This is a genomic window from Gordonia sp. (in: high G+C Gram-positive bacteria) (genome assembly GCF_020438995.1).
GTDB lineage: Bacteria > Actinomycetota > Actinomycetes > Mycobacteriales > Mycobacteriaceae > Gordonia.
Genome location: NZ_JAGQTN010000153.1, coordinates 1 through 13,252 on the forward strand (window position 1 = coordinate 1; position 13,252 = coordinate 13,252).

Annotated in this window: 3 protein-coding genes; all 3 read right to left on the reverse strand. The window is 68.6% G+C overall.

Translation table 11 applies throughout. The features are described from left to right. Window positions 1-4,232, reverse strand: a 4,232-nt coding sequence (locus KDB67_RS11390; RefSeq protein WP_291015809.1) for a condensation domain-containing protein, incomplete at its 3' end; no start/stop codon positions are given. Beyond that, on the reverse strand, window positions 4,232-5,293 hold the full coding sequence (locus KDB67_RS11395; RefSeq protein ID WP_291015810.1) for an ABC transporter substrate-binding protein: 1,062 nt from the start codon (window positions 5,291-5,293) through the stop codon (window positions 4,232-4,234). The genes KDB67_RS11390 and KDB67_RS11395, both read right to left, overlap by 1 nt. A gap of 92 nt (window positions 5,294-5,385) precedes the next feature. Then, a complete protein-coding gene (locus tag KDB67_RS11400) occupies window positions 5,386-13,077 on the reverse strand; it encodes a non-ribosomal peptide synthetase (protein ID WP_291015811.1) in 7,692 nt (2,563 codons plus the stop codon). Window positions 13,078-13,252: the final 175 nt, after the last annotated feature.

Consider the following 13,252-nt stretch of genomic DNA (forward strand, 5'->3'; position numbering starts at 1 on the left):
ACCGCGAACAGGGCCACCACCATCTCGATGGAGCGTTCGATCCCCAGGGCCACCACCGTTTCCGGTGCGGCCCCCTCTGCGATCAACAGCCTTGCGAGTCTGTTGATCTCGGCATCGAGTTCGCCGAAGGTCAGCGATCGGTCGCCGAAGATCAGGGCGGTGGCGTCGGCGTTCTCGGCCGCGGTCGCGGCCAGCAGCTCCGATACCGACAGCTCCGGCACATCGAGTGCACGGCCGATCTGTGGCCGTTCGGCCGCAGCGATCGGCAACTGGGCCAGCTGGGTGTCGAGAACCCCGTCCGGGGAGGCGAGCGCGGTCAGCAGGGTGATCAGGTCGTCCGACAGTCCGTCGGCGGTTTCGTCGGAGACGATGTCCGAGCGGGTCTCGATCTTGACCGCCAGCTCGTCGCCGGGGGTGATCACCACGGTCAGCGCGAAATGGGTGTGGTCGTCGCTGGTGTGCCCGACCACGCCGTGTTCGGCCCCCAGCAGGGCGTCGGCGATGAAGTTCTGCAGCACCAGCAGGGTGTCGAACAGGACGGGAGCCGACGCCTGAGCCTGGATCTCACCGAGGCTGAGCCAGTCGTGTCCGAGCACGGCGAGCGCGGTCGACTGCTGCGCGCCGAGCAACTCGGCCACGGTGGCGTCCGGGCGCAGCCGTGCCCGCACCGGAACCGTGTTGAGGAACATACCGATCGCGGCGTCGGCCCCGTCGACCTCGGGTGGCCTGCCGGCCACGGTCTGGCCGATCGCCACGTCGGTGCGCCCGGTCCACCGGCTGACCACCAGCAACAGTGCCGTCGACAAGATCGTGTTGAGAGTGACGCCGGCGGTCCGGGCGAGTGCGGGCAGCGCCGCGGACTGCTCAGTGGTCAGAGTGTGCTCGTGAATCCTGGTGGAGCCCCGGACGATCGGATCGGCCTCCGGCACCAGGACCGAGGGTTCGTCGTACCCATCGAGATAGCGGGCCCAGGCCGCCGCCGCGGCGTCGTGGTCGCGTTCGCCCAGCCAGCGCAGATATCGGGCGAAGACGGCGGACTCGATCGGCGTGGGCTCGTCGTCGCGCTCGCCGGCGTAGTGGGCGAGCAGGCCGCCGATGAACGGCCCGTTGGACCAGCCGTCCCAGACGAGGAACCGGCGGGACACCGCCACCCGGTCGCCGTCGGGGCGCCGGATCAGCGTAACCCGCCACAGCGGGGGCGCGGCCGGATCGAACTTGTGCTCGCGATCGGCCAGGATCACCTGGTCGTACGCGTCGTCGAGTGCGGCGCCGCGTAGTTCGCGCAGGTCGGCGATCTCCAGCGGTGCCGGCAACCCGTCGACGATGTACTGGACCGGTGCGGGCAACCCCTCGTGGGTGAACCCGCCACGCAGCGACGGATGGTCGGCCATCAGAGCGGTCAGCGCGTGCCTGAGCCGTGGTGGGTCGAGCGCCCGGTCGAAATCGAGCACGAACTGTGCGTTGTAGATGTCGAGGTCCTCGGACACCACCGACTGGAAGTACAGACCCTCCTGCAGCGGTGACAGGGTCCAGATCGCCTCGATCGGCCCGGGAGCCAATTGCCGAAGCCGGCTGCGGGCCGTGTCGGAAAGCGCCACGCCCACGATGTTGTCCGGGGACGGACCGACCTGGTTGGCGGGATCGGCCGCGGCGGTGGCCACAGACTCGGCCGCCCGGGCCCAGGCCTGTGCCAGCGCAAGTGGCTCGACGGAACGCCCACCCACCGCGAGCGGCGAGTAGACGGTGAACTCGAATCCGGTGTCGGTGACACGGACCAGCGCACCGGACTTCGGCTCGTCGGCGCGCAGCACACGCAGGCCACGCTCATCGCGAACTCGGATCCGCCAGCGGTCGCCGGTACCGGCGAGCACACCCGAGGCCTGCGGATGCAGGTACCGCAACAATGCGAAATCGATTCCGTTGTCGCGCTGTCGATTCAGTCGGCTCCGCGCTGAGCGCAGCGCGGCCGACGGATCGCTGGCCGCGGCGATCGCGACGGGTGCGGCGAAACCGAATGGGGCCGCGCTTCCGGCGACCGGCTCCGGATATCCCGTGCGACCGGTGCGGTCCAGATCGACGATCGTTTCCGAAGCGTTTGTTGCGGAATCGATGTCGTGCAGAGCCAGGCTCAGGGCCGCGAGTGCGGCACCACCGGGGTCCAATCCCGCGGCGGACGTCGCGGACGGATCGGTCGTGACCATCGCGGTGGCGGCAGTGGCCGACTCGCCTGCGGGGGCCGGAGATGGTGCTCGGCGTGCCAGTTCCAGCCAGCCGTCGAGTTGTTCGACACATGTACCGGATTGGGCGCGGTCCCCGGCCCAGGTCACCGCATCCGCCGGTGCGGGTGCCGCGGGAAGGGTCGGAGCACCACCGGATGCGAGGGTGGCCCAACAGGTTTCGATATCCTGCCGCAGGATCTGCATGCCCTGTGCGTCGACGACGAGCGGGTGCGCCGCCAGCAGCAGCGTTCCCGGTCGTCTGCGTACCCCCGGAATCCATGCTGCCGCGAAACCTGCTGCTGTATTGGCCAATTCGTCGGCAGCCTGGTCGGCAGGGGTGGCGGCGTCGAGGATCGTAGGCCAATCCGCGGCATCGGCCGGAACGTACTCCCACAGACCGGGAGCCCAGCGTTCGGCGCGCAGCGACAGTTCCGGATGAGCACCGGCGAGGGTCGTCAGCACCGCTCGCACCTGGGCGGCCTCGGTTCCGGGAGGTGTCGACACTGCGATCACCGTCGCGGCCGGCGGGCCGGTCTCGGCATCGGGGCCCGGGGAGTCGAGAGAATCGGCGTCGTTGTAGGTGATCCACTCCTCGGCTCCGGGAAGCGTCCCGGCAGGTGTCTCCGGAGCGGCCGATCCGGCGGCGAGAACGGTCAGCGGTGGGCCGATGACCTGTTCCGGATCGTTGACCAAGCCACGTACGTACTCTGCCAATTCATCTGCGATGACGGTCATCTCGGCCATATGGGTACCCGGGCCGTGCAGATTGAGGCGGATCTGCTTAGCCGGTACGTCGACCTCGAAGAACACATCGATGTCGCCGGTCGGACCCGACGACAGGATCTCCAGCGTCGCGTCCAGACCGAGCCGGGTGAACGGCCGCGTGCTCAGCGGCAGCACGTTGGCACCCACACCGAACAGAGCCTTGGGTGTGCCGGCCTCGCGCAGCGCCCGGCCGAGATCCTCACCGCGGAAGCGGCTGTGCGGGGCCACCTGGCCGAGCAACTCGTCGATGTCACCGGCCGCCTGCCGCCAGGTGGCGCCGGACCGCAACTTCACCCGGACCGGTAGCACGGTGGCGAAAGTGCCGAGATGCGTACGCAATTCGGGGGTTGTGCGCCCCGCCATCGGCATCGCGAGCATCAGATCCGACTGGCCGGTCCGCTGATGCAGAAAACCGGCGAGTGCGGCGAACAACAGGCCGGCGGTCCGCACCCCGAGTGTGCGTGCCAGCCCGTACAGCCGGTCGTATTCGTCGTCGGTGAGCCCGACGGACAGAATATCGGCCCGGCGGGGGATCGGATCGAGGTCGGTGAGCAGGCGCGGGGGCGGGGGAGCATCGGCCACATGCGCGAGCCAGAAATCGCGATCCTCGGTGAACTGCGCCGAGTTTCGGTAGTCCTCGTCGAGGTCGACCAGACTGCCCAGCGACCACTGATCCCCGGAATCGTCGCCACCGGCGTACTTTTCACCGCGACGCAGGGCGTCATAGCGAGCGAGCCCTGTCGCCAGCACGAATCCCACTGCCGTGCCGTCGAGGATGAGGTGATGCGCCGACAGATAGGCGAGGGTGTACTCGTCCTCCACCCGGATCAGACTGATCCGGAACAGTATTTCGCCGGTGACGTCGTACGGGCGTTCCAGCTCGGCCGCGATCCACTCACGGGCAGCCGCGTAGGCGTCCGGACGCTCACGCAGATCGTGGAGGTCGACCGTCGGGATGGTGTCGGTCGGCTCCTGCACCACCTCACCGCTGTCGGTCACCCGGAACCGCACCCGCACCGCCTGCGATTCGGCCATCGCGGCGCTCATCGCGTCGAGGAGAACGTCGAAATCGGCGGGACCGCGGGCGTGTGCGACAAGGACCGTCGAGTAGGCGGTGGCGTCGTCGGTGAGCCGCTGCCCCACCCAGATCTCACGCTGAGCGGCGGTCAGCGGCCGTGCCGATGCCCCGTCGAATATGGGTGCCCCGTCGGTTGCGGGACTGGCGGTGACGGTGGTGCTGTCGGTCATTACGGCGTGGCGGCGGGCTTAGCGGCCTTCACTGCGGATTCGATGGCCTCGACCTGCTTGTCGGCGGCGGTGATGGTGTACGCGTACGGAGCCGGATACGGGAACAGGTTGCCCGCCTTGACCGCCGGCAGATTCTTGAACGTCGGCTTGTCGAGCAGTTCCTGGGTCCGCTTGGTGGGTTTGCCGTCGAAGTCGGCCTCGTAGAAGATCACGTTGGCCGGTTCCAGCTTGCTGGTCAGCTCCAGCGAGATGGCCTGGTTGTAGCGTTCCGGGTTGGGGTCGGCTCCCGAGAAGTAGGTGAGGCCCGCCTTTGTGAGCCGCTCGTACGTCAGCGCCTTGGACGTGGCGATCTGGAACGAGCCGGGCACCGCTGAACCCTCGACGTACGCTACCTCGCCGAGCTTGGCGATGGTGTCCTTGTGGGTGGTGCCGATCTGCGCCAGTTCGGTGTCCAGGCGCTTCAGATCGGCAGTGACCTTGTCGCCGCAGCCCACGGCGTCGGCGACCTTGGTGTAGTTGCGCCACACGTCGGCGGGCTCCAGGATGCCGAAGGCCGCCACCGGCACCTTGTCCTTGAGCTTCTCCACCGCAAGGGTCTCGACGATGTCCTTGCGGATCGAGGTGACCACCAGATCGGGCTTGAGCGACAGGGTCTTCTCCGCGCTCAGACCGTCGGAGATCGACCCGACCGTGGGCAGGTCCTTGGCCTTGTCCAGTTCTTCCTGGGTCGCGTTCTGCTTGTAGTCGTCGAGCAGTCCGACCAGCGGAACCCCGAGGTCGAGGAGCTGATTGCCGACGAGCCAGCCCGCGACGATGCGTTGCGGGGTCACCGGTGCCTCCACATCGCCGAGGAAGGTGTCCTTGATCACGCGGGTGCCCGACTCCGAACCGGACTGGCAACCGGCCGCCTTCGCAGTGGAGGAGGTGGCCTCCTCCGACGAGTCGCTGCCACACCCCGCCGCGACGAGGGCGGCGGAGGCGGTGAGCGCGACGATCAGGTTGCGCGCGCGCCGGTGGCCGCGAGCCGCTCGAGTGGTGGTTGCCCGTGTGGTTGCTGCCATCGGTGAGGCTCCTCGGTGTGTCGTGCTGCCTGGACGTCCGTGCTCGGTAAGTCGGGCACTCCGGACTCAGGTTAGGGTAACCTATGGGCTTTCTACGAGCGGACATGCCCTGAGCAGACACGCCCTGAGCGGGCGGCCCGCTCACACACGGTGGCCTCGACCGAACGCACCAGCGCTTCGATCTCCGGGCCGGTGAATACCAGTGCCGAACAGGTCACCTCGACGACGAGCCGGTCCTGGCCCCGCGAGTCACGTTCGACGCGGGCATCCACGGTGACCGCGTACTCTGCGCCCAGATCGTCGGCAGGGCGGGTGCGGGTCCACGTGGCCTCGGACGCCGGTTGCCAGTCGGCCTGCCCGCCCGGAACCGACTGCCCGCCCAGCACGATCGTGCCTAGATAGTTGACCAGGACCTGCGCCTTGGGTGCACGGGCCAGCACCCGCGCCGTGCGCGCGTTGCAGTAGCGCAGCAGTCCGTACGAATGGCTCTCCTGCCCGAGTGCCGACGCGATGTCATCGACCGGGTCGTCTGCGGCGGGGTCGAACAGTACCGGTCCGACGGTGGTGAGCCAGCCGACCGTCCGTGACAGGTCGAGTCCGCCCAGGTCCCGGCCGTGGCCTTCGACGTCGATCAGGAGTGGCCCGGCTTCAACTGGGTTCCCCCGGTGAGGGAGCCATCTGGTGATCGCGGTTCCTGTATCGGCGATCAGCGCTGCGGTCACCGACCCGGACGTCAGGTAGGCGCGGGTCTGCTCGGCGTCCAGGGTGATCACCTCCTTGGCCAGGTCGGCCTGCACGCCGAGTGTCGCGGCATCGGTGATCGGGGCCGACCGGGTCAGCAGACCTCGCCAGCGGGTCAGCTCCGCCATGATCGACGGTGCGGCCGCCAGCTCGGCGGCGGTGTCGGTGTACCGCGAATACGACACCGCCGGTGGCGGGAGTGCCGGTGTAGCTCCGGCGGCCACCGCATTCGCGGCCTCGGCGAGATCATCGAGCAGGATGCGCCAGGACACCGCGTCGACCGCGAGGTGATGGATCACCAGCACCAATCTGCCGTAGCCGGTGTCGGTCGCATTGTTGCCGGATTCGAAAACTGCTGCCGCAGTGATAGTTCCGCCGACCGTCGGATCGAGACGGGCGTGAGTGCCGGCGGCGACCGAGGCGAACGCCTCCTCAGTGGCGTCGGTGATCTCGTGAACCGTGAGAATGCCTGCGGTGTCGAAGGATTCGGATGGGATAGGTTGCACCGTCCAGACCCCGGCCACGGTGGTGGTGACCCGTAGCCGCAGCGCCTCGTGGCGGGCGATGACCGCGGCCAGCGCCTGCCGGACTTCGTCGGCGGTGATCGCGGCGGGCAGTGCCACGGTGATGGACTGGGCCAGTGACTGCCAGCGTCCGGGCCGGCTCGCGAGTTGCGCGACGATCGGGGTCAGCGGCAGGGGGTCCGTACGCTCGGGGTCGCCGGTGCTCACCTCCGGGGCGTCGGTCTCTTCGGCGCGGCGGACCACGGCGGCCAGGGCCGCGACCGTGCGCTGCTCGAACAACTCCCGCACATCGACGAGCAGCCCGCGGCGCCGCAGTCTGTTGACGACGGTGATGGCGACGATGCTGTCGCCGCCGAGTGCGAAGAAGTCGTCCCCGGCACCGACACTGCCCTGGTCGCGGTGCAGGACCTCGGCGAACACGTCGGCGATGTCGGCGGCCACCGGGTCATCGACGGTGCCGCCCACCCCTGCGATCACCGGGTCCGGTAGGCGCCGCGCGTCGAGTTTGCCGTTCGTGGTGACCGGCAGCGCGTCGAGCAACGTGAGCGTGGCGGGTACCAGGTGAGCGGGTAGCGTGAGCGCCACTGACAACAGAATCTGTTCCGGTGCAATATCTTCGGGTGACATGGGCACGCCGTAGGCGACGAGCATGGTGCGGCCGTCGGCGGTGGTGTGGCCCACCACCACAGCCTGCGCGAGGCCACCTGCGGACAGGAGCGCCTGCTCGATCTCGCCGGGTTCGATGCGCTGACCGCGCAGCTTCAATTGGCTGTCGCTGCGTCCGGCGTATTCGAGCACTCCGTCGTCGGTCCAGCGGGCGATGTCGCCGGTCCGGTACATTCGCTCGCCGCCCGCGCCGAAGGGACAGGCGACGAAGCGGCCGGCGGTCAGACCGGGCCGGCCGGCGTAACCGCGGGCGAGTTGGCGCCCCGACAGATACAGTTCGCCCCACACACCGATCGGCAGTTCGTCGAGCGTCCGGCCGAGCACGTGCAGGCCGGTGTTCCACACGGGTGCACCGATCGGCATGACCGGGCCGTCGAGGTCGGTCACGTCGATCTCGGTGACGTCGACGGCGGCCTCGGTGGGGCCGTACAGGTTGTGCAGACGCACGTGCGGGAACCGCGCGGCCACACCATCGCGCAGTGGTGCGGTCAGAGCCTCGCCGGAACACAGAATCCGGCGCAGATCGGGCAGTGCGTCACTGGTCTCGGCCAGGAAGGCGCGTAGCAGCGACGGAACGAAGTGTGCCGTGGTGATTCGTTGCCGTGCAAGGGTTTCGGCGATGGCCACCGGTTCCCGGTGTGCTCCGGGCGTGGCCATGACGATGGTGGCGCCACAGATCAACGGCCAGAACAGTTCCCACACCGACACATCGAAACCGATCGGCGTCTTGTGTAGCACCCGTTCGCCGGGCCGCAGGCCGAACCGGTCCTGCATCCATTCGAGCCGGTTCACGATGGCCGGGTGATCGACCACGACCGACTTGGGCTTTCCGGTGGAACCGGACGTGTAGATCAGGTAGGCGCCGCGCTCGGCGGGCAGTGCTCCGGCCAGTGGCAGGATACCGGTGGGACCGGGTTCGGTGGGCGTGCCCACCGCATCGACCACGACGACGGGAGTGGCGCCATCGATGATCGAGGCGCCGTCGTCGGTGACGATCGCGGCCGGCCCGGCATCGGCAAGGATGAAGTCGCGGCGTGCAGGCGGATGGTCGCGGTCGAGCGGAAGATACGCCGCGCCCGCCCGCATGATCGCCAGCACGCTCACCGACAGTGCGATACCGCGGGGCACATCCACCCCCACGACATCGTCGGTACCGACGCCGGCACCGAGCAGACGTTCTGCAAGAGTGTCTGCGGCGCAGATCAATTCGCTGTAGCTGAGTGCCGTGGTCTCGTCGACGACGGCCGGAGTGCCGGGGTGGGCGGCGGCTGCTTCCCAGATCAGGCCGGGCAGGTCGACGTCCGTGCGCACCTGGGTCGCGGTGTCGTTGAAGGCGTGCAATGCGGCCCGGTCCGGGTCGGTCAGCAGCGGCAACCGGGACAGCCTGATGCCGGGGTCGGCGACCATCGCCGTCAGCATCGCGGTCAGTGCGTCGGCGATCCGAGTGACGGTCGCGTCGTCGAACAAGTCACGGGAGAACTCGATGCGACCGGAAAGTGGTTGTCCGGGACCGTTTTCCAGAAACTCGACGGTCAGGTCGAACTTGGCGGTGGTGGCCGGTATCGGTACGATGCGGGCGGTGAGTCCGGCGAAATCCGGTGTGCTGATGGGGCTGCGGTACTGCACCATCGTCTGGAACAGCGGACTGCGCGCCACATCGCGCGCCGGGTCGACGGCGTCGACGACCTCCTGGAACGGCAGCGACTGATGGTCGAGCGCGGACAGATCCACCTGCTTGACGTGGTCGAGGAGTTCGGCGACAGTCGGATCGCCGGTGACCCGCGCACGCAGGACGACGGTGTTGGTGAACATTCCGATCACCGATTGCGTCGCCGAGTGGTCGCGACCGGCGACCGGCGTACCCAGCGGGATGTCGTCGGAGCCGGTCAGCCGTGACCAGAGCGCCACGACCGCCGCATGGGCCACCATGAAACCGGTGACGCCCGTGGCGCGGGTCAATCGGCCGAGAGCATCCGCTGTCTTGGCGTCGATCGAGAACTCCACTGTGCCACCTGAATCCGACGGAATCGCCGGGCGCGGGCGGTCGTAGGGCAGCGGCAATTCGTCGGGCAGACCGTCGAGAACATCACGCCAGTGCTCGCGTTCACGTTGCCGCAGCGACGTTCCCGATGCGTCGGTCGCATCGAGTTGCCGATCCTGCCGGAGTGCGGCGTCCGCGTACTGGATCGCCGGCGCAGGAAGGGGGGCGGCGTGGCTGATCGCGTTCTCGTACCCGGTTGCCAGCTCATCGAACACCAGCGGCGTCGACCACTCGTCGCCGGCGATGTGATGCATCACGACCTGCAGGATCGTCGTCGCGTCGCCGGTGTGGGCCAGGTCGATCCGGATCGGCACGTCCTCGGCCAGATCGAACGGCGAGCTACGAGAAAACTCCATGGCCGCAACCGATCCGGGGCCCGTGTGCTCGGTCGACGGTACCGGGGTGCCGGCCGGGAGGATCTGCTGGAAAAGGGCACCGCCGTCATCGACGACGAGTTGGGTGCGCAGCGACTCGTGCCGGTCCACCAGTGACTGCGCCGCGGCCCGTAGTGCGTCCACGTCGAGGTGACCGTCGAGTTCGACGACGAATGCCAGATTGTAGGCCGACCCTTCGAAGTCCGTCTCCGCGTGCATCGCCGACAGGTCCCGCTGCAGCCGGTCGAGTGCCCACAGTCGTCGCTGGGCGGGGGAGGCGGGCAGCGGGTCCGGGCGCGGCTCGTCGCCCGGGCCGGCGTCTGCGCCGGCGGTCGGGTGCGGCGCGTCGGCACGGCCGTCGACCCAGGCGGCCAGCGCGGCGACGGTCGGATGATCGAAGACGGTGCGCACACTGGCCGGGGCATCGAGTTCGAGGGTCAAGCGATGTGTCAGACGGGTTGCCAGAAGTGAATGTCCGCCTGCGGCGAAGAAGTTCAAGTCCGCATCGATATCGGCGAGTCCGAGGAGTTCACCGTACAGCGCGGCGATCGTGCTTTCGGTACCCGTCGCCGGCGGCCGGGACCCCGCCGTCGCGGTGAGCGTCGCGGGGTCCGGCAGCGAGCGCCGGTCGACCTTGCCGTTGGGTAGCGTCGGCAGTTCGTCGAGGACCACGACCGCGGGAATCTGATAGTCGGGCAGTCGCTCGGCCAGCCCGGAGCGCAGCGCTGCCGGGTCGGGCCCCCCGTCACCGGTCACATACGCCCACAGGGTCAGCGATCCCGTCGGGTCGGGGCGGGCCACCACGACGGCCGTGTCGACGCCCGGCAGGGTGCGTAGCGCGGCTTCGACGCCGACGGTCTCCACCCGATGTCCGCGGATCTTCACCTGACCGTCGCCGCGACCGTGAAACTCCAAGTCGCCGTTGCTGTCCCAGCATCCGATGTCACCGGTACGGAACAGTCTGCCGGTGCCGAACGGGTTGGCCACGAACCGTTCGGCGGTCAGACCCGGCCTGCGTGGGTAGCCGCGCGCGAGTTGTGTTGAAGCGACATAGATTTCGCCGACCACACCCACCGGTGTGGGACGCAGCGCGGCGTCGAGCACGAGGATCTCGGTGCCGGGGACGGGGCGTCCGATCGGGACCGGATCGGCGGTGGCCGCGTCGACCGCCGCGAACGTGACGTCTCCGACGACCTCCGAGGAGCCGTAGGAGTTCACGATGGTGGCGCGTGGTGCGAGCTCGAGCAGACGTCCGGTGATGTCGGCCGACAAGGTCTCACCGGACAGGATCCACCTGATGATCCGGGCACAGGCCCGCGGTGCGGAGGCGGCGAGTTCGGCGGCCAGGGACCCGACGGCCGTCACCTGCGTGACCGCGTGGTCGTCGATGAGCCCCGCCTGGGCGATCGGATCGACCCGTTCGTCGTCGGTCGCCAGAATCATCGGCGACTGCGCCGCGACCGCACCGAGCAGTTCGGTGAGGCCGTCGATGAACGACAGCGAACTCTTGACCAGCCGCACGTCGGGATCGGTCGGTGGCCACAGTTCCCGCGCCCACGTCAGCCGTGCCGCCAGACCCGCACGGGTTCCGGCCACCGACTTGGGGATTCCGGTCGATCCGGACGTGTACAGCAGATAGGCGAGATTGTCCGGATGGGGTTCCTTGGTGGTCAACGGATCTTTAACCGGATCGGCCTCCGGGGTGTCGATGATGAGCTGCCGCAACCCGTTCGAACCGGGGACCGGTGTGGAACCATCGACGATCAGCAGGTCCGGTGCGGCGTCGTCGAGGATGAAGGTGATGAAGTCGGTGGGGTAGTCGAGCGCGACCGGCAGGATCGCCGCCCCGGCCCGGAGGATCGCGAGCACAGCGGCGACTGTGTCCGCCTGCCGTGGAAGTGACAGGGCGACAATTGATTCCGGACCAATCCCGCATCGCCGCAGTCGTGCGGACAGGGTGTCGGCGCGGGCGTCGAGCTCGGCGAACGTTATCGAGTGTCCGGCGCAGGTCACCGCCACCCCGGGACTGCCGGTGCGGTCGCCGGGTGTGATCGATAGCAGCGCATCGAGTTCGGTGGGCACGAGCGTGGGTCCGGTACCCAGCGCACGTATGTGTTCCAGCTCGGTGTCGTCGAGTACGGGTAGCGCCGCGACCGGTGTGTCCGGTGCGTCGGCGAGCGCGGCCAGCACGGTGACCAGAGTCCGCACCAGCCGGTCGCGCCGGTCGGCGGACACCACCTCGGGCAGGTAGTGCAGGCGAATCTGCATCTCGGGATTGGGGATCACCTGCAGAGTGAGCGGGTAGTGAGTGGAATCCTGTGGCTCGATCGTGGTGATGGTCAGACCGGCCGAAGCGATCGTGTCCTGCAGCGGGCCCGCGCTCAGCGGATGATTCTCGAACACCAGCAGAGTGTCGAACATCTCGCCGAGCCCCACCGCACCCGAGATCGCCGGCAGGCCGACCCAGTGATCGTCCATCACGGTGGTCTGCGCGGCCTGCACCCGCAGTGCCACTTCGATGAGCGAATCCGCCGCCCGTGCTTCGACGCGAACCGGAACGGCTCCGAGCGTCATGCCGATAATCGACTCGGCACCCTCGAACTCCGGGCTGCGGCCCGAGACGGTGGTGCCGAACAGCACATCGCCCCGGCCGGTGTCGAGCCCGAGGGTCAGCCCCCACGCGGTCTGTACCAGTGCGGCGGCGGTGGTGCCCGCGGTGCGTGCCCGCGCGGTCAGGCGGTCGGTCACGTCGCCCAGGTCGTCGATCCGCAGTTCCGCCGGCCGCGACCCCAGGACCTGCGCGGTGTCGGGGGCGATCAGGGTGGCCGACGGCGTGGGCCCGAGGACTTGCCGCCACCGGTCCAGCGCGGCGGCGCTGTCACGCTTGCCCAGCCACTCCAGGAAATCGCGGTACGAACGTACCGCCGGCAGACCGTCAGCGCTGCCGCCCGCGGCGTAGGCGGCGAAGATCTCGCGAACCAGCAGCGGCGACGACCAGCCGTCGAGAATGAGGTGATGGTTGGTGATCAGCACCCGCCACGAGCGGGCGGACAGCCTGGCCACGGTCAGTCGCAGCAGCGGTGGTGTGCCCGGGTCGAATCGGTTGTCGCGGTCGGCTGCACGCAGCTCGCACCAGCGCCCGTGTGCGACGTCCGGCGGCAGCGCGGTCAGATCGTGTTCGGTCCAGCCGACCTCGGCACCGTCGAGTACCAGCGCCACCGGCATGCCGTTCTTACGACGACGAAATGCGGTGCGCAGGTTGGGATGCCGGTCCAGGACGGCCTGGGTGCTGCGGCGTAGCAGCCGCGGATCGAGATCGCCTTCGATACCGAGATCTGCCTGCACCGTGTACGGATCGGGACCCGCATCCGAGAGAGTCGATGCGTAGAGCAGCCCCTCCTGCAAAGGGGTGAGCGGCATGATCTCGGCGATCTTCATCAAGTTCTCCCTCACATGCTCTTGGCCGGGCACCCGGTGCCCGGCCAAGAAGTAGTGTCAGTGCCCTCAGGGAGGGTAGCAGAGAGATTAGGTAGGCCTAACTAGCGATTTGCCGGATATCAGGCCGGTGCCATCACCTGCGGGGAGTCGACTTGCGCGCGCCCGTCGCGATGAG

Coding starts and splice junctions, on each gene's coding strand:
- KDB67_RS11395 (WP_291015810.1), bottom strand. CDS start 5,293: ATGGCAGCAACCACACGGGCAACCACCACTCGAGCGGCTCGCGGCCAC.
- KDB67_RS11400 (WP_291015811.1), bottom strand. CDS start 13,077: ATGAAGATCGCCGAGATCATGCCGCTCACCCCTTTGCAGGAGGGGCTG.